At 63.2% G+C, this 26,940-nt stretch carries 24 protein-coding genes; 6 read left to right on the forward strand and 18 right to left on the reverse strand.

Annotated features, from left to right (window positions below; genetic code table 11):
- Nucleotides 1-13: 13 nt before the first annotated feature.
- Both secDF and yajC read right to left on the reverse strand, forming a co-directional pair.
- Entirely contained in the window at nt 14-2,566 is a 2,553-nt protein-coding gene (secDF, locus tag NKI01_RS01460) for a protein translocase subunit SecDF (protein WP_352961620.1), read from the reverse strand.
- Nucleotides 2,567-2,617: 51 nt separating this feature from the next.
- The gene (gene yajC, locus NKI01_RS01465; protein ID WP_023678921.1) at nt 2,618-2,959 is read right to left on the reverse strand and encodes a preprotein translocase subunit YajC; all 342 of its coding nucleotides are present in this window, start codon (nt 2,957-2,959) and stop codon (nt 2,618-2,620) included.
- Here yajC and NKI01_RS01470 point away from each other — a divergent pair.
- Together NKI01_RS01470 and NKI01_RS01475 are read left to right on the forward strand one after the other, a co-directional pair.
- Nucleotides 2,865-3,086 (forward strand): hypothetical protein, encoded by a 222-nt coding sequence (locus NKI01_RS01470; RefSeq protein WP_210164500.1) that lies wholly within the window; start codon nt 2,865-2,867, stop codon nt 3,084-3,086. The genes yajC and NKI01_RS01470 overlap by 95 nt on opposite strands.
- 160 nt (nt 3,087-3,246) lie before the next feature.
- The gene (locus tag NKI01_RS01475) at nt 3,247-4,122 is read left to right on the forward strand and encodes an ATP-binding protein (RefSeq protein WP_023720180.1); all 876 of its coding nucleotides are present in this window, start codon (nt 3,247-3,249) and stop codon (nt 4,120-4,122) included.
- Nucleotides 4,123-4,218: 96 nt separating this feature from the next.
- Here NKI01_RS01475 and NKI01_RS01480 read toward each other — a convergent pair whose 3' ends face one another.
- The 13 genes from NKI01_RS01480 to NKI01_RS01540 all read right to left on the reverse strand — a co-directional run bounded on the left by NKI01_RS01480 (nt 4,219) and on the right by NKI01_RS01540 (nt 20,763).
- A complete protein-coding gene (locus NKI01_RS01480) occupies nt 4,219-5,751 on the reverse strand; it encodes a peptidoglycan DD-metalloendopeptidase family protein (protein ID WP_352482134.1) in 1,533 nt (510 codons plus the stop codon).
- A 352-nt stretch (nt 5,752-6,103) separates the two neighbouring features.
- The gene (locus tag NKI01_RS01485; protein ID WP_031194310.1) at nt 6,104-6,769 is read right to left on the reverse strand and encodes a protein-L-isoaspartate(D-aspartate) O-methyltransferase; all 666 of its coding nucleotides are present in this window, start codon (nt 6,767-6,769) and stop codon (nt 6,104-6,106) included.
- Complete coding sequence (gene surE, locus NKI01_RS01490) at nt 6,766-7,524, reverse strand: 5'/3'-nucleotidase SurE (protein ID WP_352482131.1); 759 nt, start codon at nt 7,522-7,524, stop codon at nt 6,766-6,768. The genes NKI01_RS01485 and surE overlap by 4 nt, the downstream gene beginning before the upstream one ends.
- Nucleotides 7,524-8,828, reverse strand: coding sequence for a serine--tRNA ligase (gene serS / locus NKI01_RS01495; protein ID WP_352482130.1), 1,305 nt, complete (start codon nt 8,826-8,828; stop codon nt 7,524-7,526). The genes surE and serS overlap by 1 nt, the downstream gene beginning before the upstream one ends.
- A 340-nt stretch (nt 8,829-9,168) precedes the next feature.
- On the reverse strand, nt 9,169-10,032 hold the full coding sequence (gene tatC, locus NKI01_RS01500) for a twin-arginine translocase subunit TatC (RefSeq protein WP_023720061.1): 864 nt from the start codon (nt 10,030-10,032) through the stop codon (nt 9,169-9,171).
- A complete protein-coding gene (gene tatB / locus NKI01_RS01505; protein WP_023720060.1) occupies nt 10,029-10,733 on the reverse strand; it encodes a Sec-independent protein translocase protein TatB in 705 nt (234 codons plus the stop codon). Before tatB ends, tatC begins: the two co-directional genes overlap by 4 nt.
- A 62-nt stretch (nt 10,734-10,795) precedes the next feature.
- Nucleotides 10,796-11,017 (reverse strand): twin-arginine translocase TatA/TatE family subunit, encoded by a 222-nt coding sequence (locus tag NKI01_RS01510; RefSeq protein WP_023678929.1) that lies wholly within the window; start codon nt 11,015-11,017, stop codon nt 10,796-10,798.
- Nucleotides 11,018-11,195: 178 nt separating this feature from the next.
- Nucleotides 11,196-11,975 carry an SMC-Scp complex subunit ScpB gene (gene scpB / locus NKI01_RS01515; RefSeq protein ID WP_023720059.1) on the reverse strand — a complete coding sequence of 260 codons (780 nt, stop codon included), beginning with the start codon at nt 11,973-11,975 and terminating at the stop codon, nt 11,196-11,198.
- Entirely contained in the window at nt 11,972-12,772 is an 801-nt protein-coding gene (locus tag NKI01_RS01520) for a segregation and condensation protein A (protein ID WP_352482297.1), read from the reverse strand. The genes scpB and NKI01_RS01520 overlap by 4 nt, the downstream gene beginning before the upstream one ends.
- 58 nt (nt 12,773-12,830) lie before the next feature.
- Complete coding sequence (gene nagZ / locus NKI01_RS01525) at nt 12,831-13,850, reverse strand: beta-N-acetylhexosaminidase (RefSeq protein WP_254818318.1); 1,020 nt, start codon at nt 13,848-13,850, stop codon at nt 12,831-12,833.
- A gap of 119 nt (nt 13,851-13,969) precedes the next feature.
- Nucleotides 13,970-17,626, reverse strand: a complete 3,657-nt coding sequence (locus NKI01_RS01530) for an SPOR domain-containing protein (protein WP_352961623.1) — start codon at nt 17,624-17,626, stop codon at nt 13,970-13,972.
- Nucleotides 17,627-17,729: 103 nt separating this feature from the next.
- Nucleotides 17,730-19,487, reverse strand: coding sequence for an arginine--tRNA ligase (gene argS, locus NKI01_RS01535; protein ID WP_352495389.1), 1,758 nt, complete (start codon nt 19,485-19,487; stop codon nt 17,730-17,732).
- A 61-nt stretch (nt 19,488-19,548) separates the two neighbouring features.
- Complete coding sequence (locus tag NKI01_RS01540) at nt 19,549-20,763, reverse strand: deoxyguanosinetriphosphate triphosphohydrolase (RefSeq protein ID WP_352961625.1); 1,215 nt, start codon at nt 20,761-20,763, stop codon at nt 19,549-19,551.
- A 73-nt stretch (nt 20,764-20,836) separates the two neighbouring features.
- Here NKI01_RS01540 and erpA point away from each other — a divergent pair, with 73 nt between their 5' ends.
- The 4 genes from erpA (at nt 20,837) to NKI01_RS01560 (ending at nt 22,793) form a co-directional block, all read left to right on the forward strand.
- Nucleotides 20,837-21,184, forward strand: coding sequence for an iron-sulfur cluster insertion protein ErpA (gene erpA, locus NKI01_RS01545; protein ID WP_352467016.1), 348 nt, complete (start codon nt 20,837-20,839; stop codon nt 21,182-21,184).
- A gap of 2 nt (nt 21,185-21,186) precedes the next feature.
- Nucleotides 21,187-21,576, forward strand: a complete 390-nt coding sequence (locus NKI01_RS01550) for a VOC family protein (protein ID WP_352495391.1) — start codon at nt 21,187-21,189, stop codon at nt 21,574-21,576.
- 30 nt (nt 21,577-21,606) lie between these two features.
- The gene (xth, locus tag NKI01_RS01555; RefSeq protein ID WP_023720052.1) at nt 21,607-22,401 is read left to right on the forward strand and encodes an exodeoxyribonuclease III; all 795 of its coding nucleotides are present in this window, start codon (nt 21,607-21,609) and stop codon (nt 22,399-22,401) included.
- Between the two features lie 77 nt (nt 22,402-22,478).
- The gene (locus tag NKI01_RS01560; protein ID WP_023720051.1) at nt 22,479-22,793 is read left to right on the forward strand and encodes a hypothetical protein; all 315 of its coding nucleotides are present in this window, start codon (nt 22,479-22,481) and stop codon (nt 22,791-22,793) included.
- Nucleotides 22,794-22,817: 24 nt separating this feature from the next.
- On the opposite strand, the gene NKI01_RS01565 is transcribed toward NKI01_RS01560, so the two are convergent.
- From NKI01_RS01565 to NKI01_RS01575, 3 genes are all read right to left on the reverse strand, one after another.
- The gene (locus NKI01_RS01565) at nt 22,818-23,654 is read right to left on the reverse strand and encodes a tetratricopeptide repeat protein (protein ID WP_023678939.1); all 837 of its coding nucleotides are present in this window, start codon (nt 23,652-23,654) and stop codon (nt 22,818-22,820) included.
- Entirely contained in the window at nt 23,641-25,365 is a 1,725-nt protein-coding gene (ilvD, locus tag NKI01_RS01570) for a dihydroxy-acid dehydratase (RefSeq protein ID WP_352495392.1), read from the reverse strand. Before ilvD ends, NKI01_RS01565 begins: the two co-directional genes overlap by 14 nt.
- A 278-nt stretch (nt 25,366-25,643) precedes the next feature.
- Nucleotides 25,644-26,864, reverse strand: a complete 1,221-nt coding sequence (locus tag NKI01_RS01575) for an OmpP1/FadL family transporter (protein WP_352482115.1) — start codon at nt 26,862-26,864, stop codon at nt 25,644-25,646.
- Between the last annotated feature and the right edge of the window lie 76 nt (nt 26,865-26,940).

Consider the following 26,940-nt stretch of genomic DNA (forward strand, 5'->3'; position numbering starts at 1 on the left):
TTGCGGCAAGCCGTCAGGTGGCTATGGCTTTGCCGCCGCCCACCGGCTTTTCCTCATCGGATGCTGTGGCCTGCGGCCGCAGCTTGAACAGGATAAGCAGTGGCGCGGCGATAAAGATCGACGAATAGGTGCCGAACACGACGCCAAACAGCATGGCCATGGTGAACGAGCGGATCACCTCGCCGCCGAACAGCACCAGCGCCAGCAGCGCCAGGATCGTCGTCACCGAGGTCAGCGTCGTCCTCGACAGCGTCTCGTTGATGGCGTTGTTCAGCAATTGCGGCAGCGGCATTCGCTTGTATTTTCGCAGATCCTCGCGAACACGGTCATAGACGACGATCGTATCGTTGAGCGAATAACCGATGATGGTGAGGATCGCCGCCAGCGACGACTGGTTGAATTCCAGGCCGGTAATGACGAAGAAGCCGATCGTCATGACCACGTCATGCACGGTCGCAACGATGGCGCCGACCGCGAACTGCCATTCGAAGCGGAACCAGACATAGATCAGGATGCCGAGCAGCGCGACAAGCATGGCGATGGTGCCTTGCTTGGCAAGCTCGCCCGAGACCGTCGGCCCGACCACTTCGACGCGGCGGAAATCGTACTGGTCTTGCAGTTCGCCGCGCACCTTGTCGATGACGGTCTGCTCGGCATTCTCGCCGCCCTCCTGCGTACCGACGCGGATCAGCACGTCGTTCGGCTCGCCGAACTGCTGAACCTGCACCTCACCGATATTGAGTTCCGTCAGCCTGCCGCGGATGTCGGCCAGATCGGCATTGCCGGTCTTGGACTGCACCTCGATCAGCGAGCCGCCCTTGAAATCGATGCCGTAATTGATGTCGATGGTCATGAACCCGACGACCGACAGGACTGAAAGCACGCTGGACAGCGTGAACGTCCAGCGGCGGATGCCCATAAACGGAATTTTCGTTCCGGGCGGAACGAAAGTCACAGGCGCCCGCGGCAACTCCTTCGGACGGGCCCGGCGAAGCCAGATCGACACCAGCAGGCGGGTGAAGGTGAAGGCGGTGAAGACCGTGGTCAGGATGCCGATGGCATAGGTGACGGCAAAGCCCTTCACCGGCCCGGTGCCGAGATAGAACAGCACCACGGTCGCGATCAGCGAGGTGACGTTGGAATCGACGATTGTGGCCAGCGCCTTGCTGAAACCGGTATCGATCGCCTGGATGACCGAGCGGCCGGCACGTCGCTCCTCGCGGATGCGTTCATAGATCAGCACGTTGGAATCGACCGCCATGCCGATGGTCAGCACGATACCGGCGATACCGGGCAAGGTCAGCGTCGCTCCAAGCAGCGACAGCAGCCCGACGATCATCGCCACATGCACCGCCAGCGCGATGTTGGCGAGGAAGCCGAAGAAGCCGTAGGCGACGAACATGAACGCCACAACCAGGATCGAACCGATGATGCCGGCGATTTTGCCGGCATGAATGGAATCCTGTCCGAGGCCAGGGCCCACCGTGCGCTCCTCGATCACCGTCAGCGTCGCCGGCAAGGCGCCGGCGCGCAGCAGCACGGCGAGGTCGTTGGCGCTCTCAGCGGTGAAATTCCCCGATATCTGGCCGGTGCCGCCGGGGATCGGTTCGCGGATCTGCGGTGCCGAAATCACCTGATTGTCGAGGATGATGGCAAACAGCTTGCCGACGTTCTGTGATGTCGCCTGGCCGAACCGCTGCGCCCCTTTCGAATCGAAGCGAAACGAAACAACCGGCTCGTTGTTCTGGGAGTTGAACGTCGCCTGGGCATCGACGAGGTTTTCACCCGAAACGATGACGCGGTTCTCGATCAGATACGGAACCGGCGGGTCGTCCTGCGAATACAGCACCGAGGATCCCGGCGGCGGACGGCCGTTCAGCGCGTCCTGCACCGGCATCGATTGGTCGACCATCTGGAAGGTCAGCTTGGCGGTCTGGCCAAGAATTTCCTTCAGCCGTTGCGGGTCTTGGAGACCCGGCACCTGCACCAGGATGCGGTCGTCACCTTGCCGCTGCACGATCGGCTCGGTCGTGCCGAGTTCATTGACGCGGCGGGCGACGACCTCGATCGACTGCGTCAGCGCTGCCGAAGTACGATATTTGATGCCCGCATCGGTGACGGTGAACTTGAGCAGGCCGGGCTCGGAATCATCCAGCGTCATCTCCTGGATCGAGCCGCCGCTGAACAAGCCGGCCGCCACCGGATCGGTCAACGTCTTCAACGCCTTCTTGGCAGCCTCGATCTGTGCGGGATCGGTGATGCGGACCTGCACCGTGCGGCCCGTTCCGGCAAGGCCGGTATAGCCGATCTTGGCATCGCGCAGCAGCGTCCTGATTTCGTCGCGCGTCGTCTCCAGCCGATCTTTGATCAGATCGTTCGGATCCATCCTGAGCAGGATATGCGAGCCGCCCTGCAGGTCGAGGCCAAGCGTCATCTGCCGCTTCGGCACCCAGTCGGGCAGCTTGGCCAGCGTGCTGGCGGAAAAAAGGTTGGGCGCAGCGAGGACCACTGTGGCGGCCACGGCCAGCCAGATCAGGATCATCTTGAAGCGCGAAAAATAAAGCATATGGCGTCGTCCGTCAGGGCGTACTGGCGGATCGTTCCGCCGACAATTCGGTTATTTCTTGGCGTTCTGGTTCGCCACCGGCTCGCCCTTGACGCGCACGTCGGCAAGCGTCGAGCGCAGCGCCGTCACCTTGGTGCCGCCGCCAAGGTCGATCTCGAGCTCGTTGTCGTCGATCACCTTGGTAACCTTGCCGACCAAGCCGCCGCCAGTGACAACGGTGTCGCCGCGGCGAACCGCCGCCAGCATCTCGCCGCGCTTCTTCAGCTGCGTGCGCTGCGGCCGGATGATCAGAAAATACATGATCACGAAAATCAGAGCAAACGGCACGATCTGGATAAACATTGCGGACGAGTCCCCGCCGATGCCTTGGGCGTATGCCGGTGTCACGAACATCGAGGTACTCCTGAACTTTGAAAAACAGCCGCAAGGCGGCCCCGCCAAATTTGGCCGGAATATAGTCGGTAACGTTGCCAATGCAACTGCGCTGCCGGGCAAATCGGCTGCTTTTCCGGCCTGGTGAGCCGTGTTAGAGGGTGATCACGAAAAGCGATGCTCGGTTTTCGCAAAAGATCATGCCCGAACAAATGCTTGGGACGAGTTTCGAAACCGCTGAAATCAGGTAGGTTGCCCTACCGCACCGTCCTGAACGCGAAACAAAACGCGAAACAAAAAGACAAGAGATGACCGACAGCCCTATCGATATCCTGCACCAGAAGCTCGACCGCCTGATCGAGGCGGTCGCCCGCCTCGCCCCGCCGCCGGTGCCTCAAACCGACCTCCGCGAGGCCGATTGCTTCGTCTGGCAGGCCGATCCCGGCTATCTGGAACCGGTGCGCAAGGTCAACCGCGTCGATATCGGCCTGATCCGCGGCGTCGACCGCGTCCGCGACATATTGGTCGACAACACCGAGCGCTTCGCCTCCGGCTACGCTGCCAACAACGTGCTGTTATGGGGCGCGCGCGGCATGGGCAAATCGTCGCTGGTCAAGGCGGTACACGCCTCGGTCAACGCTTCGGCGAAGCCCGACGTGCCGCTCAAGCTTATCGAGATCCACCGCGAAGACATCGACACGCTGCCGAAGCTGATGGGCCTGCTGAAGGCAGCGCCGTTTCGCTTCATCTTGTTTTGCGACGACCTGTCATTCGACCATGACGACACATCCTACAAATCGCTGAAGGCAGCACTTGAAGGCGGCGTCGAAGGCCGCCCGGCCAATGTCATTTTCTATGCCACCTCGAACCGGCGGCATCTGTTGCCGCGCGACATGATCGACAATGAGCGCTCGACGGCGATCAACCCGTCGGAAGCGGTCGAGGAGAAGGTTTCGCTGTCGGACCGCTTCGGCCTGTGGCTTGGCTTCCACAAATGTTCGCAGGACGAATATCTCGACATGATCGATGGCTATGTCCGCCATCATGATCTGGCCATCGATCCCGAGACGCTGCGCGCCGAGGCGCTGGAATGGGCGACGACCCGCGGCAGCCGTTCGGGCCGCGTCGCCTGGCAGTTCACCCAGGATCTGGCAGGCCGGCTCGGAAAATCGCTCAAGGACTAGCCGCTCAAGGACTGGCAACAGAAGAAGCCCGCACCTTGCGGAGCGGACTTCCTCGGCGGGCTGAAGGTCAGGCGGCCCGCAAAATCGGATTTTTCTCTATTCGAGATAACCCGACGGATCGACCGGCGCCGAGTTCTTGCGCACTTCGAAATGCAGTTTCGGCGAGTCGGTGGTGCCGCTCATGCCGGACAGGGCGATTTCCTGGCCGCGCTTGACCTTCTGGCCGCGCTGCACCTCGATCGAGCTGGCATGGCCGTAGACGGTGACCAGACCGTTTTCGTGACGCACCAGCACTGTGTTGCCGAATTCCTTGAGGCCGTCTCCGGCATAGATGACGACACCGTTTTCGGCTGCCTTGACCGGCGTCCCCTCAGGCACGGCGATGTCGACGCCGTCCTTGCCGCCGCCGAAGCTGGAAATCACGCGGCCGCGCACCGGCCAGCGCATCTTGCCGATGCCGGTTGCATCCGGCGCCACCGCATCGTCGTCCTCGGCCTGCTGGATGACTTTCGCGTCCTTCTTCGGCGGCGTGTAGGAGGCGAGCGTCTGCGTCGGCGTGCCCTTGGCCGGCGGCTGGGTGGTGGCCGTCGTCACCGGATCGACCTTTGCCGGCTTCGCACTGGCGACGACAGCGGTTCCGCCTGCCGGCACTTTCAGGGTCTGGCCGATCTTGAGCAGTCCATCCTGCATGCCGTTCGCCTGCTTCAGCGCAACGACGCCGACGCCGGTCTTCCTGGCGATGGCGGACAGCGTATCGCCTTGCTGAACCGTGTAGGTGCCGCCGGCTCCGGCCGGCTTGGCCGTCGCCGAAGCAGTTTTTGGCGCGGCCTTTCCATCCTTCGGCTGGCTTGCGGCAGCCGAGGCATCCACCTGCGCGGCGGACTTGCCTTCCCTGACCTTCGGCTGCTGCGGCAGCACGGCCACCTTCTCCGGCGCATCGGCCGGCTGGTCGTGCCTGGTGCCGTTCGCGGGCTTGGCGTCGGCGACTTTCGGCGCGGCGCCGTTGCTCGAATACGCATAGGCCGGGATGACGAGCTTCTGGCCGGTCTTCAGCCCTTTGGTCGCGCTCAGCCCGTTCACTTTCATGATGGCGTCGGCCGGCACGCCGTAGCGCCGCGACAGGCCGGAAATGGTCTCACCGTCCTTGACGACGATCTCGGTTGCATGCGGTGCGCCGGCGGCCGTCGCCACGCGCGGCGCGTCGGGCTCGGCGTTCTTGAACGGCCTTGCCGCAGGAGCGACGGTGCCGGTTGCCGTCCTGTCGACACGAGGAGCGGCAGGCGCCAGGGCCGGCGCGGCAGCGGTACGCACCGGGCGAGCGGCGGGTGCCAGGGCGGGAGCCGGCGGCGGCAATTGCTGCGCCGTAACCGGTTCGAGGCTTGAGCGGCTGACCGACTGGGTGTGGCTGCCGTCGATCGGCGCGGCCGCAACATCGCCCGGATAGGGCTGGGCAGCATCCTGCTTGTCGATGATGGCGCGCTGGTTGTTGGTCGAGGCGGTGAACACGTCGTCGACGCTGTTGAACCGCGCCACCTGGGAACTACACCCCGTCGCAGCGCCTGCAATCATGAGGACGGCGCAGCCACGCGCCAGATTGCGTCCGTTTGCCTTCAAAACACTGAATTGCATCGCACTAACCCGCACAGACCCGGTACAACTGAACCTGATTAAAGCGCGTTAATGTTACCGGTCGGTTAAACCTGTAGAATCAGACGCAAATTTTCTTAAAATGTTTCGAGGAAGGCTCTCAGCTTCGTCATCCTAGGGCGGAGCAGGAGCGGAGCTCCGTCGCGGAGACCCTGGGATCCATTCCGTGACATTGGCCGAAGAATGCGGCGGAGCAGAATTCTGCACCCTTGCAACGCCTCAAGGGCGTGGCATGGATCCTAGGGTCTGCGCTGTGTCGCTCCGCTCCTCGCTGCGCCCCAGGATGACGAAGCACCAGGCTTCGGCTGCCGCCAAGCGGCCGATGGTTAGGATATCAAATCACCGCCGCGACACTGCGCAGGATCGGCTGCAGACGCACCAGGCCGATATCCTCGCGTTCGAAGCGGCTGCCGACCTTGGTCAGCTTGGCCAGCACCTGCTCGCCCTCGTCGGGTCCGATGGGCGCAATGACGATGCCGCCGCTCGACAATTGGTCGAGCAGGAAACGCGGCAGGCTGTCGAAGGCCGCCCAGGCGACGATGCGGTCGAACGGCGCTTCGTTGGCCAGCCCGTTGGAACCGTCCGCCTGGCGCACGATGACGTTGCCGATGGCGAGTGCCTCGAGACGCTGCCGGGCCTGTTCGGCCAGCGTCTTGTAACGGTCGATGGTGACGATCCGCGCGGCAAGCCGCGACATCACCGCCGCCGTGTAGCCGGACCCGGTGCCGATCTCGAGCACGCGGTTGCCCGGTTCGATGGCAAGTGCCGCGATCACCGCCGCCTGCAGGTCGGCGCCTTCGATGGCCTCGCCGCATTCGATTGGCAGCATACGGTCGGACCAGGCAATCGAGTGGAAATGCGGAGACAGGAAGCCGCGCCGCGGCGTCGCCTCGAAGGCGGCGATCAGCGCCTTCGGCACCGTGCCCCTGCCGCGCAGGCGAAGCAGGAAGGCAGCGAAACCTTCGCGTTCGTCGAACGTTGCAGCGTGATTCAAGTTCATGCGAGCGCCTTGGCCAGTTGATCGCGGATTTCATGCGCGGTGAGATCGAGCTGCAGCGGCGTCACCGACACCAGCCGATTGCGCAAGGCATGGAGGTCGCTGCCTTGCTTGCCCTCGACCGGCTCGCGGCCGAAGCGCAGCCAGTAGTAAGGCAGGCCGCGCCCGTCGCGCCGCTCGTCGACCCACAGGCTGTGGACCAGCTTGCCCTGCGAAGTGACCACAGTTCCGGCGATCTCTTCCGGCGCACAATTCGGAAAATTGACGTTGAGCAGCACGCCGTCCGGCAACGGCATGGCGACGAGCTTTTGGAGCAGCGCCGGCGCCAGCGCCTCGGTTGTCTCATAGGGAACGACGCGATCCTCGCCGACATAGGAATAGGCCTGGCTGATGGCGATCGATCGCACGCCGAGCAGCGCGCCTTCCATGGCACCGGCGACCGTGCCCGAATAGGTGACGTCGTCGGCGATGTTGGCGCCGGAATTGACGCCGGACAGGATCAGGTCGGGCGCTTCGGGCAGGATCTTCTTCACGCCCATGATGACGCAGTCGGTCGGCGTGCCGCGCACGGCAAAGTGTTTTTCGCCGATTTTCCTCAGGCGCAGCGGCTCCGAGATCGACAGCGAATGCGCATAGCCGGACTGGTCCTGTTCCGGTGCCACCACCCAGACGTCGTCCGACAGCGTGCGGGCGATGCGTTCGAGTGATGCAAGGCCCTCGGCATGGATGCCGTCGTCGTTGGTCAGAAGGATGCGCATTATTTCGATTCGATCTTTTCCAGACCGCCCATGTAAGGCCGAAGCGCTTCAGGAATGGTTACGCTGCCGTCCTCGTTCTGGTAATTTTCGATGACGGCGATCAGAGCGCGGCCGACGGCGGTGCCCGAACCGTTCAGCGTGTGGACGAAGCGGTTGCCCTTGCCATCCTTGTCCTTGTAGCGGGCGTCCATGCGCCGGGCCTGGAAATCGCCGCATACCGAGCACGACGAGATTTCGCGATAGGTATTCTGGCCGGGCAGCCAGACCTCGATATCGTAGGTCTTGCGCGCGCCAAAGCCCATGTCGCCGGTGCACAGCGTCATGGTGCGGAACGGCAGGCCCAGCCGCTTCAGCACCTCCTCGGCGCATTCGGTCATGCGCTCGTGCTCGGCAATCGACGAGTCCTGATCGGTGATCGACACCAGCTCGACCTTATTGAACTGGTGCTGACGCAGCATGCCGCGCGTGTCGCGGCCGGCCGAACCCGCCTCGGAGCGGAAGCACGGCGTCAGCGCGGTATAGCGCAGCGGCAGTTTTTCGTGCGGCGTGATCTCCTCGCGCACGAGATTGGTGAGTGGGACTTCGGCGGTGGGGATTAGGCCAAGCCTGCCATCCCCATGCCGGGCGAAGAACAAATCTTCCTCAAACTTTGGCAGCTGCCCAGTCCCGAAAAGCGCCTCGTCGCGCACCATCAGCGGCGGGACGATCTCCTCGTAGCCGTGCTCGGTGGTATGCAGGTCGAGCATGAACTGGCCGAGTGCGCGCTCCATGCGCGCCAGCTGGTTCTTGAGCACCGTGAAGCGCGAGCCGGAAAGCCTTGCCGCGTGCTCGAAATCCATCATGCCGAGCGCTTCGCCGATCTCGAAATGCTCTTTCACCCAATTCGGCCGCGTCGGCAGCTTGCCGACGACGCGCTTGACGACGTTGTCGTGCTCGTCCTTGCCGACCGGCACATCGTCGAACGGCACGTTGGGCAGCACCGCCAGTGCGTCGTTCAGCGCCTTGTCGAGTTCGCGTTCGCGCGCCTCGCCGTTCTGGATGAAGGCCTTGATCTCGCCGACCTCAGCCTTCAGCCGTTCGGCAAGCGCGGCATCGCCCGAGCGCATGGCATTGCCGATCTCCTTCGATGCGGCGTTGCGGCGCTCCTGCCTGGTCTGCAGCTCGGTCAGATGCTCGCGCCGCGCCTCATCCGCAGCGATCAGATCGTCGACGGTGGACTGCGCCGCCTCGGCCGACCACGAGCGCTTCTGGAGCGCGTCGACAAGGGCCTTCGGGTTGTCGCGAATCCATTTGATGTCAAGCATGGTCTGTTCGTCCTCGAGGGCATGTCGCCCAAAAAATGCGCAGCGGTTGTGGGGCAACGACATGCCCAAAACAAAGACCAGAGGGCGTAAACCGCATCTTTCATTGATGCAAGACGGGAACGCCGGCGTTTCTTCACGCCGCCATCTGTCCCGCCGACTTCACAGACGGCAGCACTCGCAACATTTGGTCGAAAGGGAACCTGAAACAAAAAAACCCGCCTCAGAGGGCGGGTCGTCGGCGCCGAATCAGCACCATACCCAGATTAGTAGCATAGCTGCCGGCACAAAGCAAGAACAAAGTTGCTGCGGCCGGAAGAAAGATGCCAGCCGGTAACCCCACCTACGTCGACGACGCGTCCGCCGGCTTTTCGGCCACCTCTTCCGTGGCGTCCTGCTTTTCGCGGGCGACACGGTCGCGCTCCTTGCTGCGCTCGATCAAGCGAGCCGACCAGATCGAGACCTCGTAGAGCAGGATCGTCGGAATTGCGAGGCCGATCTGGCTCATCGGGTCGGGCGGCGTCAGCACCGCCGCCACGACGAAGGCGATGACGATCGCCCATTTGCGCTTCTCGGCCAACCCTTGCGACGACAGCATGCCGACTCGCGTCATCAGGCTTGTCACCACCGGCAACTGGAACACCAGGCCGAAGGAGAAGATCAGCGTCATGATCAGGCTGAGATATTCGGACACTTTCGGCAGCAGCGAAATCTGCACCTGGTCGTTGGTGCCGGTCTGCTGCATGGCGAGGAAGAACCACATCACCATCGGCGTAAAGAAGAAATAGACCAGCGACGCGCCCATCAGAAACAGGATCGGCGAGGCGATCAGGAACGGCAGGAAGGCATTGCGCTCGTTCTTGTAGAGGCCGGGCGCGATGAATTTGTAGATCTGCGTGGCGATCAACGGAAAAGCGATGACCATGCCGCCGAACATGGCGAGCTTGACCTGGGTAAAGAAGAACTCCTGCGGCGCCGTATAGATCAGCTCGACCTTGTGCGGATCGAGCCCGGCCCATTGGGTCGCCCATCTGAACGGGATCACCAACAGGTTGAACAGCTTCTTGGCGAAGAAGAAGCACACAAGAAAAGCAACGAAAAAACCGCCGATCGACCACATCAGCCGCCGGCGCAACTCGATCAGGTGCTCCATCAGCGGAGCCGACGATTTTTCGATCTCGTCCTTTTCCGTGTCCGAAGTGCTCACTTGGCGGCTCCCGCCGTTTTCGTGGCGGCCGGCTTCTTCGTTGCTGCCGCAGGCTTCTTCGCTGCTGCCGCCGGCTTCTTCGCTGCTGATGACTGCGCTTTCGGCTCAGCTTTTGTGGCGACCTTTGGCGCAGCGGCCTTTGCCGGCTTGGCCGGCACGGCAGCCGCGGCTTTCGCGGGCGCCGGCTTCTTCTTTGCCGCCGGCGCTTTTTGCGGCACGGCCGCTGCAGTCGTTTGCGCCTCTACTGCCGGCGCCACGACGGACTCGTCCGTCATCGCCGGAAAGATCGGCGTGGCCGGCGTCGGCTCCGGCGGGCTGACGCCCGGCATCGTCGTCGCGCCGTTCTTCAGCGGCTCGGCTGCCTGCTCTGTCGAGGCGGCCTCGACCGCCGGCTTGGGTTTCATCACGGCATCGACGCCGGAACGGACGTCGGCGGCGGCCTGCTCGAATGGATTGAGCTGCTTCCTGATCTCCGCTGCCGGATTGAGGCTTCTCAGCGAATCGACCGACTTCTTGACGTCGTCGAGTTCGGCTTCCTTCAGTGCGTCGTTGAACTGCCGCTGGAAATCCGACGCCATGGCGCGCAGCTTCGCCGTTGTGCGGCCGAAGGTGCGCAGCATGTTGGGCAAATCCTTGGGCCCGACGACCACGATCATGACGATCGCGATCACCAGCATCTCGGTCCAGCCGACTTCGAACATGGCTATACGTTCCGACTCAAGTTTCAGGCCGACTCAAGTTTTGGCCAACCAAAGTTTTGGGCTCAGCTTTTGCTGGCCTTTTCCTTCGGTACCGACACGGTCTCGTCGGAACGGTGTTCGACGGTGCGCTTGTCCTCGGCAGTCTCGTCGTCGGCCATGCCCTTCTTGAAGCTCTTGATGCCCTTGGCCATGTCGCCCATCAGCTCGGGGATCTTGCCGCGGCCGAAGACCAGCAGCACGATCACCAGAACGATCATCCAGTGCCAAATCGAAAATGAACCCATAGCAAATCTCTCTCGAACGGTTTCCCAGACGCTGATCTATGCGCTTTCGGGTTCGGATTCAAACAGAACTGCGACAGAGTTCATGAATGAGTGGCCGAAGTCACGCACTTTCGGCACGGCGGCCCGCTACCAATCGGCGCAGTTCCATCCTGGCTGTGGCTTAAAGATGGCGCTCGGCTCAATCGTCCGTAACGCGCGGCGTCAAAAGGCCGAGTTCCTCGAGGTCGATGTCGGTCAGCGGATCCTCGTCGTCGGTGAGCGCATCGGGGTCGGCCGGCGGCAGCGGCACCGAGAAATTCGACGGCATGCGGCCGGACAGCAATCCTGCACCCTTCAATTCCTCCATGCCGGGGAGATCGCGGATCTCCTCCAGTGCGAAATGGTCGAGAAAAATGTCCGTCGTGCCGTAGGTGACGGGACGGCCGGGCGTGCGGCGGCGGCCGCGCATTCTCACCCATTCCGTCTCCATCAGCGTGTCGAGCGTCCCCTTTGACGTCTCGACGCCGCGGATATCCTCGATCTCGGCGCGCGTCACCGGCTGGTGGTAGGCGATGATCGCCAGCACTTCGAGGGCAGCGCGGGACAGCTTGCGCTGCTGCACCGTGTCGCGGCTCATCAGGAAGGCGAGGTCGCCGGCGGTGCGGAAGGCCCAGGCATCGCCGACGCGCACCAGATTGACGCCGCGCCGCGCATAGATCTGCTGCAGTTCGGCCATCGCCGCGGCAATGTTGATGCCGTCGGGCAGCCGCGAAGTGAGCTGTTTTTCGCTGACCGGCTCGGCGCTGGCGAATACGATCGCCTCGGCCATCCGTACGGCCTCCGCCATATGCAGCCGCTCGCCGGGATTCTGCGACAAATTCTGCCCCTGGTTTTGTGCCGGGTTCTCGGCAACCGCGCCTTGCTCGGCGTCGTCCTCGACCTTGAACGGAATGACCGAAGCGTTGGCGCGTTCGCTCATGGTGTCACCTCGACTATCTTGATGGCTTGAGCGCGGCCGCGCAGATAAAGCGGCGCGAACACCTGGTCCTGCCGCATCTCCATCTTGCCTTCGCGCACCAGTTCCAGCGTTGCGGCAAACGAGCTGGCGACAGCGGTGCGCCGCTCTTCCGGGCCAGCCAGATATTCGACCAGGAAACTGTCGAGCGCCGTCCAGTCGCGCAGCGACCCGATCAGCCTGATCAGCACGTCACGCGCATCCTTGAGCGACCACACGCCGCGCCTGGCGATCGTCACATTGGTGATCGCCTGCTTTTGGCGCTGCTGGGCATAGGCGGTCAACAAATCGTAGAGCGAGGCCGAATAGGCATTTCGCTTCTCGACGATGACCATTTCCGGCATGCCGCGCGCAAACACGTCGCGTCCGAGCCGGTTGCGGTTGACCAGCCGTGCCGCCGCGTCGCGCATCGCCTCCAGCCGCTTCAGTCGGAACTGCAGCACTGCCGCCAGTTCCTCGCCGCTTTCGCCTTCGTCGCCGGGCTGCTTGGGGATCAGGAGCTTCGACTTGAGGAAGGCCAGCCATGCCGCCATCACCAGATAGTCGGCGGCAAGCTCCAGCCGCAGCGCCCTCACCTTCTCGACGAAGGCCAGATATTGCTCGGCCAGCGCCAGGATCGAGATGCGCGACAGGTCGACCTTCTGGTTGCGGGCAAGATGCAGCAGAAGATCGAGCGGACCTTCGAAACCGGCCACATCGACGACCAAAGCGGGATCGCCGGTCAACCGGGAATCGTCGTTCTCGGCCCACAGACGGTCCATCGGTGCGGCCTTGCCGGCCTTCAGGTCCAATGTTTCCGCCACTTCGCTTCCTTTGATGCTAGGCCACCGCGTCGAAATAACTGGCAAATTCGGCCCGAATCTCGGTCTCGTCCGCTACGTCACGGTTCCTGATATAGGTCAGCGCCCGCTCCGCGCGCTCAAACGACTTGCCTTCAAGTCCGGTCGTTCGCGATGCAATGCCGGCCATCTCCTCAAACACGCCGTTGCAGTGAAGGACCAGATCGCAGCCCGCCGCAAGGATAGCGGCCGCCTTTGACGGGAAATCCCCAGAAAGTGCCTTCATCGAGGTGTCGTCGCTCATCAACAGGCCGTCGAAGCCGATTTCGCCGCGGATGATCTTTTCGATGACCTTGCCGGATGTCGTGGCCGGGTTCTTCGGGTCGATCGCGCTATAGACGACATGCGCCGTCATCGCCATCGGCAAATGGTTGAGCTCCCTGAACGGGGCAAAATCATGCCGCTGCAGGTCGCCGATCGAGGCGTCGACGGTCGGCAGTTCGAAATGCGTGTCGGCGAAGGCCCTTCCATGGCCGGGAATATGCTTCATCACCGGCAGCACGCCGCCCGCCATCAGGCCTTCCGCCGCGGCGCGACCCAATTCGATGACGGCGCGCGGCTCCTTGCCATAGGCGCGTGCGCCGATGACGTCGCTGGCGCCCTCGATCGGCACGTCGAGCACCGGCAGGCAATCCGCCGTGATGCCGTAGCGCAGCAGATCGAAGGCATGCAGCCGCGCCATCAGCCAGGCGGCACGGGTGCCGGCGTCATGGTCGTCGCGCCATAAGGCGCCGAGTGCGCCGGCAGCCGGATAGTTCGGCGCCAGCGGCGGCCGCAGGCGCTGCACCCGGCCGCCCTCCTGGTCGATGAACACCGGCGCATCCGCGCGCCCGACGCAGTCGCGCATAGCGGCGACCAGATCGCGGATCTGCTCGGTCTCGCCGATATTGCGCGCAAACAGGATGAAACCCCACGGGCATTCGTTGCGGTAGAAACGGATCTCGTCGCGGGTCAGTGATTTCCCGGCGCAGCCGAGGATCATGGATTTTGATTCGGTCATGCGGAACAGTTTAGAGCTTCGCGCCGACAAAGGGAATCGACCGCAATTGCCTCCAGGGATTTCCGTTCACGCAAAAAAGCCGGCGCGAGCGCCGGCTTTTCGAGAGGTTTTTGGTGCCGCTAGTGGGACACGAAGCAATTGCCGCCGGCAGCCTTGTAGCTGGTGCACAGTTTGATCGCCCCGTTGCGCGACTGCGCTGGAACGCGGACGCGGTAGAAGGTGCCCTTGCCGGCAATTTCGGCCTTGACGATGTTGGCGGTGCGGCCGGAAAGCACGCTGCCGTAGCGGCGCTGCAGATCCTGATAAGTCGACTGGGCGCTTTCGACTGTCGGCTGCGAAGCGATCTGTATCGACCACGAACCAGCGCCGGCCGCGGCCGGATCGATGGAAGCAACCTGATCGGGCTTGACTTCGCCGACTACGTCGACCGGCTGGTCGGACGGACGCTGCGGCGCCACTGGGACCGTGGCCGGGGTGTTGGCGGACTGCTTGCTGGCTGAGGGCTGGGCCTTGGCTTCGGCCTTGGTGTCGGGCTTGGGCGCCGGCTGCAGCTTGGTGGTTTCGGCCTGATCGCCACTCGCCTGATCGCCACTCGGCTGGTCACCAATCTTCTGATCGCCAATCTTCGGATCACTTGTCATCTGCTCGATCAGGGGCACGGTGCCAGTCTGCGCGGCGGCGTCGGCCTGGGCCGACGGAGCCACGTGCTGCGGCGCCGGATCTGCCGGCTCGGCAGCAGCCATCTGCGGGGCGGCAGGCGCCGGATCCTCGCGCGCCACCAGCGAGCCGTCAGGTTTCACGACCATGGTCCGTACCTTGCGCGGCGCAACGGCGACGATCTCGGGGTTGGCACCCTTCTCGGCCTCCTGCAGAACCTGCGCGATGCGATCCTCGGACTTGGGCGCCGGTGCGGCGGCAGTTTCGGTACCGCCAGCGGCATTGGCGCCAAGCGCATCGGTGTCAGGCGCGTTGGTATCAGGCGCGTTGATACCAGAGGCGTTGGTGTCGGACGCCACTGTGCCGGGCGCGTCGAGATCGTCCGCGGCGTCGGGGTCATTGGGCGAAAGATCGACGACGCGGCTCTCCGGTTCGTTGGCTTTCAGGTCCACAGGCTCTTCGGTGTTGGTGACCAGCTTCTGCTGAACGGGCTCGGCGGGCTTGGCGCCCTTGACCACAGCGTCATAGACCTTGTTGTCCTGGTTCGGCACGACGGTGCCGCCTGGATTTTCCGGCTTGATCTTGATCGGCCTGTTGTCGGCCTTGACGATAACCGGCGCATCGCCGTCGCTCTTGCCGCCGAGGGTCAACGCAAAGGCGCCAAGGCCTCCGGCGATCGCCACCGCGCCGACTATCGCTCCTATCAGCAGCCCGCGCCTGCGCGGCCGCCTTTCGGCCTCGCGTTCGGCGAGGCCCGGGACCGACATCTCGTCGTCCAGTTCGGGATCGTAGTCGAGCTCATCGAAGGTGAAATCGTCGGCTTGCGAAACCGGCTGGCCACCGGGCAATGGGCCCAGATCGAAACCGTCCGCTGCATCGGCATAGGAAGCGGCCGCCGCGCTGACGGGGGCTTCCGCAGGCTTGGCGCCATAGGCGCGCGTCTCGCCACGATCTTGCTTATAACCAGACGCAAAGCCCGCATCGTATTCATCGTCATAGCCAGCACTGCGCACCGGGGCAGGCGCTATATCCGTGGCATTCATTTCGGTGAGAAGGCTGGCAAAATCGGCATCAAGATCGTCGTAGGCGGGCGCCACCGGCTCGTCATCGTCGAAGTTGAGCTCCGGAATGTCGAGATCGTCCGCCAGCGCCACGACGCGCTCGGGCACGTCGACCGTCTCGACATCGGGCATCTCGTCATACGCGGAAGGCTGTTGATGCGAGGTTGGTGCAGCTTCCGTGTAGGCGGGCCGATCTTCATAGGACGGCCTCTCTTCACGGGATGCCTGGCCTTCATAGGACGGCGCCTCTTCGACCGGTGCGGCCCGATAGGACGGCGCCGCAGCCGGCTGCGGCGGTGGTGCCGGACGCGCCGAAGCCACCGGCTGGCCTGCAAAAGCGGGCTGAGGCTGTGCGACCGGCGTCACGCGGCTCCACGAGCGGGCCGGCTCGGGCGGCGTGGCGCGTGTCGTCAGCCAGTTCAGCGCATCGAGCGGATCTTCTTCGGAAGCAGCTGCGGCACTCTTGTCGGCCGAGTCATGATCCAGGCCGATATTCCTGGCGAAATCGGCATCGAGCGCATCATTGTCCAAATCATCCGCAGGTCCGGCAGCGGCTTCAACACCGAAATCCTCGCCTTCAAGCTCATCGAAGAGGACACTGCCAAGATCGGCATCATCGGCGGCACTGGACTGCTGCGGCTCAGCGGGCTCGTGCTCGTCGAGTTCCCAATCCAGCTCGTCGACAGGATGCACCGGTTCGTTGGTGACGTCTTCAGCCGCCACCATGGGCTGTTCAGCAGCCACTGCTGGCTCCTGAATTGCGGGCGCCACGGGCTGCTGAGCAGCAGCCATCACAGGCTTCAGGGCAGGCTGCTGGCTTGTCTGAGGTTCGTTGGCCGCTTGTGCCGGCCGTGTGCTCATTGCACCCAGCAGCGCGTTCAGCTCGTCTTCCAGGCTGCGTTCCTCAGCCACTGGGGCTGTCGGGACGACAGCGGCCGGCGCCACTGGTTCGGCCGCAACCTGCGCCACGGGCTCTTCGACGTCCTCCGCAAGCGCATCGTCGAGGCCCAGATCGAAATGGTCGTCGAACGCCGCTTCAGCAGCCGTGCCGGAAAGCTCGACGGCCTCTGGTTCTTCGATTTCGGCAGGCTCGTTCGGGCGAACGTCTAAGTCCATGTCGACGTCGGCCATGGCATCATCGAAATGGCCGGCAAAATTCTCATCGGCCGCCTCAACCGGGGATGCCGGGGCGGCGACCGCCGGCTCCTGCTCGTCGAACATCAGCTCGTCTTCGAGCGAGCTCGCAACGGCATCGTCGAACTCGTCATCGAACGCAGGCGCGGCGGCTTGCGCGGCGGTTTCAACGGCGACGGCCTGCTCCATCGGCTCATGCTCTTCGAGCATCAGCTCGTCTTCGAGCGAGTTGGCCACGGCGTTGTCGAACTCATTGTCGAAGGCAGGCTCGTCGTCGAAGGCGGGCTCGTCGACCGGCGCGTATGCATCGGCTGCGGCCCTAGGTCCGTCCTCGCCCGTCGCCCCGATCTTGCCCGTCACATCGTCGTCGAGCCGAAAATCCTGGTCGACAGGGCCGGCAAGTTCGTCGTCACTCGACAAGTCGTCCTCGAACGGCGACACGTCTTCGAGCGAGCCGGCGACGGCGTTATCGAACTCGTCGTCGAACTCCGACTCGACAGCGGGAGCGAACGACCTTTCGGGGCCGGAGGCAATTTCGTCGGCGGCAACAGGAGCGGCCGCAACAGGAGCAGCATCATCCACCGCACTGTCGTCGAACGCGAAATCCTGTTCGAACGAGGCGGCAAGCGCGTCCTCCATCCCATCCGTGGTAGCCGGTTCGGATGCCGGCTCGCGAAGCTCGACAGGGGAAGCATTGTCATTGGCGTCGGCGCCGAACTCGCCCATCAACTCCTTCTCGAGATCGATGTCGAAATCGGCCTCGCCCTCCGGCGGCCCGGCGGCAGCGGCTTTCGGCTGGGCCGGCGTTTGCGGTTTGACCGGTTGGCGCGGGTCGAACCCCATGATCCTGGTCAGTTCCGCGAACGGATCATCGTTGGCGATGTCGTTGTGGTCGGCTGCTCTCAGCTGGGTTCTGTCTGCCATTATTGTTCCCGAACTCGCACTCATTCGGACGCCATGGACGTCGCGTAGGGTTGGCCCTTACCAGCGCAATGTGGGCAAAAGGTGACAGGTTTTTTACTCAAACCTAACGCATTTCGGTGGGCGCATTGGCTCCGATCAGCGTCAGGCCGGACGTCAAAACGTCCGAAACAGCCTGCACCAGCCCTAGTCTGGCATGCGTCAATTGTCGGTCGTTAACCTTAACAAAACGTAAGTCAGGATTATCGGTGCCGCGGTTCCAGTGTCCGTGGAAGCTGGAAGCGAGTTCGTAGAGGTAGAATGCCAGCCGGTGGGGCTCAAGCGCGAGCGCCGCGGCTTCGATCAGCCGCGGATATTCGGCAAGCTTTCTGATCAGGCCGATCTCACCCTCGTCGGTCAGCAAAGCCACTTCGGCGGCCAGCTGGTTGCGGTCGAACATGGCCTCGCCCAATTGCTCGCTTGCCTGCCGGAACACCGAATGGCAGCGCGCCGAGGCATACTGCACGTAGAACACGGGATTGTCCTTCGACTGCTCGGTCACCTTGGCGAAGTCGAAATCGAGCGGCGCGTCGTTCTTGCGGTAGAGCATCATGAAGCGGATCGGGTCGCGGCCGACCTCCTCGACCACTTCACGCAAGGTCACGAACTCGCCCGACCGCTTCGACATGCGCACCGGCTCACCGGCGCGAAACAGCCTCACCAGCTGGCAAAGCAGCACGGTAAGCTTGACCTCGTCGCCGGCAATCGCCCGGGCAAGCGCTTCCAGCCGTTTCACATAGCCGCCATGATCGGCGCCAAGCACATAGATCAGGTCAACGAAGCCGCGATCGACCTTGTCCTTGAGGTAAGCGACATCGGCAGCGAAATAGGTGAAGGTACCGTCCGACTTGACCAGCGCCCGGTCCATGTCGTCGCCGACCGCGGTCGAGCGGAACAGCGTCTGCTCGCGGTCCTCCCACTCGTCCGGCTTCTCGCCCTTGGGCGGCGGCAGCTTGCCCTTGTAGATGTGGCCCTTCAGCGTCAGGTCGCTGATCGCCGAGCGGATCTTCTTCGCATTGTTGGCATGCAGCGTCCGCTCGGAAAAGAAGACGTCGTGATGCACGTTGAGCAGCGCCAGATCCTCGCGGATCATCGCCATCATCGCGTCGATCGTCCTGTCCTTGACGATGGCAAGTGCCTCCTCGTCCGGCATCTGCAGTAGGGAGCGGCCGAATTCGCTGGCCAACGCCTGACCAACGGGGATCAGATAGTCGCCTGGATAAAGCCCGGCCGGAATCTCGCCGATCTCATCGCCAAGCGCCTCGCGGTAGCGCAGGATGACCGAGCGTCCGAGCACGTCGATCTGCGAACCGGCATCGTTGATGACATATTCCTTGGTCACGTCGTAACCGGCGAAGGCCATCAGGTTGGCGAGCGCGTCGCCGACCACGGCACCCCGGCAATGGCCGACATGCATCGGCCCGGTCGGGTTGGCCGAGACATACTCGACATTGGTTTTCTTGCCGCCGCCGACTGTCGAGCGGCCGTAATTGCGGCCCTCGCCGAGCAGCGCCGTCAGATGTGCCTGCCAGAAGTCGTCCTTGAGCTTGAGATTGACGAAGCCCGGGCCGGCGATCTCGGCGGCCGCGATATCCTCGTCGGCGCGCAGCGCCTCGGCCAGCCTTTCGGCCAGCGCGCGCGGGTTCTGGCCGGTCGGCTTGGCCAACACCATGGCAGCGTTGGTGGCGAGATCGCCATGGCTGGCATCGCGCGGCGGCTCGACGGCGATGCGCGACAGATCCGGCGGCACGCCATCCTTGTCTTTCAAATCAAGCGCTTCGACGGCCTTTATGATTCGCGCGTTGAAATCGGCGAAGATGTTCATTGCTATGGCTCTGACGGTTTTGCAGGGATCCGGCTCGTTGGCCGGCAAAATCGCGCCCGCCCTAGCTCAAATCCGGCGTATGGTCAAACAAACGCCTGTGTTCCTTGAGTGCATCAGTGTCCGTCATGCCAGCCAGGAAATCGGCAACACTGCGCGCCTTGACGCGATCCTCCGCCCGATCGAGCCCTTCGCGCCAGCCATCCGGCATGGCGCGCGGATCGGCGAAATAGACGTCGAACAGGTCCCTGACGATCTGGTCGGCGTCGGCGCGCACCCGCATGACCTCCGCGTGCCGATAGAGATGCTTGTAGAGAAAGGCCTTCAGCTCCTTTTCCGATACGGCCGTCTCGGCGGAGAAGCTCACCATCGTCTCGCCGGCCGCCCTTACCGCCTCGGCGCTGTCGGGCTTGATGCGCGCCAGATTGGCCGTCGTCGAGACGATCACGTCCTCGACCATGATAGTGATCTGCCGGCGCATCAGCTCGTGGCCGGTGCGTACGTCATCGAGCGCCGGATAGCGCTCACGCACCCCCTTGAGGATCGACCCCGGCAGCGAGAGGTCCTCCAGCATGTCCAGCGTCAGCAGCCCTGCCCTCAGCCCGTCGTCGATGTCATGGGTGTTGTAGGCGATGTCGTCGGCAATCGCCGCGCACTGCGCCTCGATACCGGCGAAGCGGTCGAGCTCGAGGTCGTGCAGTTCGGAATAGTCGCGGATCGCCTGCGGCACCGGCCCCTTCAGCCCTTTGCCCTTGGCATCGGTCAGTGGGCCATTGTGCTTGACCAGCCCCTCCAGCGTTTCCCAGGTGAGGTTCAGCCCATCGAACTCGGCATAGCGCCGCTCCAGCCGCGTCACCACGCGCAGCGATTGCGCATTGTGGTCGAAGCCGCCCCAGGCGGCCATCTTCTCGTTCAGCGCGTCCTCGCCGGTATGGCCGAAGGGTGTGTGGCCGAAGTCGTGCACCAGGGCCACCGCCTCGGCCAGGTCCTCGTCGCCGCGCAGTGCCCGCGCCAGAGCGCGTGCAATTTGCGCCACCTCGATCGAATGCGTCAGCCTTGTGCGGTAATGGTCGCCTTCGTGTGCGACGAACACTTGCGTCTTGTGCTTCAGCCGGCGGAACGCCGTCGAATGGATGATGCGGTCGCGGTCGCGCTGGAACGGCGTGCGCGTCGGGCTTTCCACCTCGTCGAACAGCCGGCCGCGCGACTTCGCCGGGTCGCTGGCATAGGCCGCGCGCGGCCGATAGCCGAATCCGATGTCGCCCAACTCGTTGGTCATAGCGTATGCCGCAGTTGACTTGCCCCGTCGCGCTTCATACCTATCATACGAAACCGAAAGCAAGGTGACGCCCATGGGCGCTGATGCCAAGACCGCCATGAAAGTCGAGATGACCGACGCCGCCGCCAAGCGGATCGCCAAGATCGTGGCGAGCGAAGCCGGCAAGACGGCCCTGCGCGTCTCGGTCGAGGGCGGCGGCTGTTCCGGCTTCTCCTACAAGTTCGATCTGGTCGATAGGCGCAATGATGACGACGTCGCCATCGAGAAGGACGGCGCAACCGTGCTGATCGACGACCTGTCGCTGGTCTATATGGGCGGCTCGGTGATCGATTTTGTCGACGATCTGATGGGCCAGTCGTTCCAGATCAGGAACCCCAATGCGGTCGCCTCCTGCGGCTGCGGCACCAGCTTCTCGATCTAGAAATGCCCGACATCGGCGCGGTCCGTCAGATCGCGCTTTCCGCCGGACGCGATCTCGACGCAACGCTGGCCTTCTGGCGCGAGGTGCTCGGCATGAGTCTGCATGCGCGTTTCGATCCTCCAGGCATCGCCTTCATCATGGCAGGTGACGTGCGCCTGCTTTTCACCGACGGCCTGCCGGCCGGCACCGTCTATCTCGACATATCGGACCTCGAAGAGTTCCACGCTTCGGCAAGGGCCGCCGGTGTTCCCTTCACCGCGCCGCCGGCGCTCGTCCATCGCGACACCGAAGGCCTGTTCGGCCAGGCGGGGGAAAGCGAGTGGATGGCCTTCCTAAAGGACCCGGCAGGCAATACGATCGGCCTTGTCGAACGTCACCCGCCGGATCGCTAGTCTCCGGACCACCAGCCTATCGAGGACGTCATGAAAATCGTCACCTGGAACATCAACGGCGTCCGCGCCCGCATCGGCAATTTGACCCATTGGCTGACGGAAAGCGCGCCCGACATCGCCTGCCTGCAGGAGATCAAGACGGTCGACGAGCAATTTCCTCGCGCCGAGATCGAGGCGCTCGGCTACAATGTCGAGACCTACGGCCAAAAAGGCTTCAACGGCGTCGCCATCCTGTCGAAGCTGCGTTTCGACGAGGTCAATCGCGGCTTGCCGGGCGACGATGCCGACGAGCAGGCGCGTTTCATCGAAGGCGTGTTCTCGACCGACAAGGGCGCCTTGCGGGTTGCCTCTATCTATCTGCCGAACGGCAACCCAATCGACGACGAGAAGAAGTTCTCCTACAAGCTTTCCTGGATGACGCGGCTGGAGCGCTGGGCCGAGGAGCGGCTTGCACTGGAAGAGCCGCTGGTCCTGGCCGGCGACTACAATGTCATTCCTGAGCCGGCCGATGCGAAATATCCGGAAAACTGGCTAAGCGACGCGCTGTTCCAGCCCGCAACGCGGCAGGCGTTCCGGCGGCTGAAGAATCTCGGCTTCACCGAAGCCGTGCGTGCCGTCACCGACGCCCCCGACGTCTTTACGTTCTGGGACTATCAGGCCGGCGCCTGGCAGAAGAACAACGGCATCCGCATCGACCACCTGCTTCTGTCGCCCGAAGCCGCCAATTGGTTTTCCTCGGCTTCGATCGAAAAACAGGTGCGCGCCTGGGAAAAACCCTCCGACCATGTGCCGGTGGCGATCGATCTGGCGCTGCGGCCGGCCTGATCGGAGCTGCTGTCCGGCGGCACATTGAGAAGTTGACCTCTTATCGCCACAAATCGCGCGCTTGATGAGAAATCATCATGGTGGCTGGGGTTCCCATGACTATCCGACTTGCACTTTGCACGTGTGCCGCGGCGCTCGCTTTTGGCGCGATGCCGGCCGTTGCCGCTCCGCTATGCCTTGCCAATGGCAAATCGTTCCAGATCGGTCAAATGGCCTGCCTGACACTTGCCGGACAAAGCCACCTCGCCCGCTGCGAGATGGTGCTCAACAACACGTCCTGGACAAAGCAGCGGGACGGCTGCCCGGAGAACACACTGGCCCCGCATCTGCAAGGCACGCCGATATCAACACCGGCGCCCGGCGGCGTGCCGGCGAAACCGACCGAGAACTGATTTAAATCGACCAATCCCGCCGGCCTACTGGTCGCCGCCACCCTTGGTCAGGATGTCGTCGGCCAGCGAAATCGCGGTGCGACGGTCGGCTTCGCCGGCGGCGGCAAACGCTTCTTCCTGCATGCCGCGGATCCATGGCTGGTCGGCGGGTGAGGCTCGTTCGAGTGCCGCGGTCATCATCGCCAGCCCGCGGACGATCTTGCCGCTTTGGAAAAGCAGGTTGCCGAGCGTCGCCTGCGCGCCCGCATGGCCCTTTTCGGCCGCCAGCTGGAACCAGCGTCCGGCCTGCTTGACGCTGGCCTTGACGCCGCCCTCGCCCTTGAGGAACATCTGGCCCATCTCGAACTGGGCGTTCGGATTGCGGTAGTTGGCGGCGGCACGCATGTAATATTCCTGGGCCGCCACCTCGTTCTCCTCGACGGGGCTGCCGGGAATGCCTTTCCTCAGATAGTCGCCAAGCGCCACCAGCGCGTCCGAAACATAGCTTTCCTCGGGCGAACCGGGCTCGACGTCCTGGTCGACGATCTCGCTGAAGAACTTGAATGCCGCGTAGTCGTCTCGCGCCACGCCATCGCCTTCGGCATACATGCGCGCAAGCTTCCAGGTGGCGCCGATCTGGCCGTTCTCGGCGGCATATTTGTAGGCTTCCGCGGCCTGCTCCTTATGGCCGTTCTTGTAAGCGGAAAAGCCGAACTGGAACACCGCCCACGGGCTCGACTGCGGCTTCACGCCGGTCTTGTCGTCGAACACCTTGTCGTCGAAGGCCATGGCCTGGCCGACGGCGCCTAAGGTCGCGCCAAACGTGGCGAGCGCAACCAGTGCCGAAAGGACAGACGACCTCAACAACTCAGATGTCCGCATAGCAGTGTGTTTCTTTGGCACCGCCCGGATGGGTGACCGCGCCGTCGCGGGCAGATCCGACCGTCTGTGCGTATTTCCAGATCGCGCCCGACTGATAGTCGGTCGTGCGCGCCTTCCATGCTTTTGCCCTCGCCGCCAGTTCGGCTTTGGACAATGCAACCTCGATCGTGCCGTTCACCGCATCGATCGAGATCAAGTCGCCGTCTTTCAGAAGCCCGATCGGGCCACCGACGGCCGCTTCCGGCCCGACATGGCCGATGCAGAAACCGCGCGTCGCGCCAGAAAAACGCCCGTCGGTGATGAGCGCCACCTTGCCGCCCATGCCCTGGCCGTAGAGAGCCGCCGTCGTCGACAGCATTTCGCGCATGCCCGGGCCGCCGCGCGGACCCTCGTAACGGATGACGAGAACCTCGCCTTCGCTATAGTTACGGCGCGTAACCGCCTCGAAACATTCCTCTTCCGAATCGAAGCAGCGCGCCGGACCCGAGAATTTGAGTTCCGCCATGCCTGCGACCTTCACGATCGCGCCTTCGGGGGCAAGGTTACCCTTCAAGCCCACGACCCCGCCGGTCTGGGTAATCGGCTTGTTGGCGGGACGGACCACATCCTGGCTGTCATTCCAGGAAACATGTTCCATATTTTCGGCCAAAGTGCGGCCGGTCACCGTCAGGCAATCGCCATGAAGATAGCCATGGTCGAGCAGCGTCTTCATCAAGAGCGGAATGCCGCCGGCCTCGAACATGTCCTTGGCGACGTATTTGCCGCCCGGCTTGAGGTCGGCGATGTAGGGTGTCTTTTCGAATATCCTGGCCACGTCGAAAAGGTCGAACTTTATCCCGGCTTCGTGCGCGATCGCCGGCAGATGCAGCGCCGCGTTGGTCGAGCCGCCGGTGGCCGAGACCACGGTCGCGGCATTTTCCAACGCTTTCATAGTAACGATGCCGCGAGGGCGGATGTTCCTTGCGATCAACTCCATGATCTTTTCGCCGGAAGCGAAATTGAAGCGGTCGCGCATCTCGTAGGGTGCCGGCGCGCCGCAGGAATAGGGCAGCGCCAGGCCGATCGCCTCAGCGACGGTGGCCATGGTGTTGGCGGTGAACTGGGCGCCGCAGGAGCCGGCCGACGGACACGCGGCTTGCTCGATTTCTAGCAGTTCGGCGTCGCCGATGGTGCCGACCGAATGCTGGCCGACCGCCTCGAATACGTCCTGCACGGTGATCTGCCGGCCACGGTAGCTGCCGGGCAGGATCGAGCCGCCATAGATGAAGATCGACGGCACGTTGAGGCGCACCATAGCCATCATCATGCCGGGCAGCGACTTGTCGCAACCGGCCAGGCCGACCAGCGCATCGTAGCAATGGCCGCGCATGGTAAGCTCGACTGAATCGGCGATGACCTCGCGTGACACCAGCGACGACTTCATGCCCTGGTGGCCCATGGCGATGCCGTCGGTGACGGTGATGGTGCAGAATTCGCGCGGCGTGCCTTTGGCGGCCGCCACGCCCTTCTTGACCACTTGCGCCTGGCGCATCAGTGAGATGTTGCAAGGTGCGGCCTCGTTCCAGCAGCTGGCGACACCAACCAGCGGCTGCGCGATCTCGGCCGCCGACAGCCCCATCGCATAGAGGTAGGAGCGATGCGGCGCCCGCTCGGGACCAACGGTCACGTGACGGCTTGGCAGCTTGGCCTTGGAGATCGCTCTGGCGTCCATACTCGTCCTTGCCGCGGGCGGTGCGGCCTGTCTCTTCGCCTAGCCTTTTGGCGCGTGTCCCGAGACAAGTTCGAGGTGCGCCGGGTTTATGGCGGGAAATGGGCAATGTTCCCAGGCGGCCGGGTGGCGCGAGGGTTGTTCAGAAACTGTTGCCGAAACGTCACAATTATCGGAGCGAACATCATGGGGGCAATTGTTGCGCTGGCCGAATGACGGATGACGCACCGAACGAAACGACCGGGCAGTGCCCGGCCGTTTTGTCGTTTAAAAATTTGTAGTTAGAACTTGATCTTGACGGAAGCCGAACCGGCGAGAAGCAGGTCGTTGCCGTAGGTATAGGTGACGGCATTTGCCACGTCGCCGACACCGCTGAAAGTCGATGACCCGCTCGTCAGCACACCGATCGAGCCGCCGAGCCTGACCTCGACCTGGTCGTTCGGCGAATAGGAGACGCCGCTGGCCACGGCCCAGGTATCCGACTGATAGCCGGAGGTCGTCGAGGTGCCGCGATCCCAGGTCAGCGAAACCACGCCCGACAATTGGTCGGTGAACTTGTGACCGATACCGCCCGTGATCGTCCAGCCGTCGCGATAAAGCAGGTCGAATGAAACGGGCGAGGGAGCACCGGTTACCGGACTGCGCACGCCATTGATGGCAATGACGCCAAGCTTGCTCCACTCCTGCCAGCGGATGGAACCAAAGGCCAGCCAGCCAGGAGCTATACCGCTCTGCAGCTTGAATTCCAGAGCCTGAGGTATCTCGGCCGACGCCGAGACTGGGTACACGCCGGTAGAGCCAGGAACCAGATCCGCTGGAAAGGCGCCCCTGAAGCCGGTCGTGTCGACCGTTCCCGACAGCCCGTCATATTTATAGCTGGAAGAGTACATCAGGCTGGCGCGCAGAGCGATCTCGGGGATCTCATAGGCTGCGCCCGCACGCCAACCCCATGCCTCGTCGGACAGCTTGAAGACGCCGAGGCCGGTATTGCCGAAGGCGAGCAGTGTCTGGCGGGACAGAAACGCGTCGACCTGCTGGTAGGAGACACCGCCAATGAATCGTATGGCGCCCTTGCCGACGTTCACCTTGTAAGAGCAGGTGAGACCGAAATCGTCTGTGTCGACGGAGTATTTGACCGCTGTCGGCGAATAGGCGTTGTTCATGCCGAAATTTGCGTCCGCACCATACGGTCTGGTATAGGTGGCAAGACAGTCTACGGGCTCAAAGATGTTGGCCTTGATGCCGACATGCGGCACCGCATAGTCGCCACCAACATCCACCGCCGACGTCGACAGCCCCGAGCCGTCCAGACGCTGCACATTTTTGAGCGTGCGTTGGGGCGAAACATAGGTGACGCCTGCATCGAACGAATATGGCGCCGCGTCGAACAGCTGGTCGATGTTGACGCCGCCCCGGTCAAAGCCTCCGGAGTGCGCCGTCCCGACCAAAGCCAGCGAAAAGGCCGCTGCGCCCAGCAGCGCTTTCAGACGCGAATAACACATGAATCTCCTCCCCGAATGTCATTCCATCAAGCTAGAACCAATTCAGGTTAATGGCGCAACAACGAATTCGCCGTGC

It is taken from the genome of Mesorhizobium sp. M0815 (genome assembly GCF_040319995.1).
In the GTDB taxonomy this organism is placed as follows: Bacteria; Pseudomonadota; Alphaproteobacteria; order Rhizobiales; family Rhizobiaceae; genus Mesorhizobium.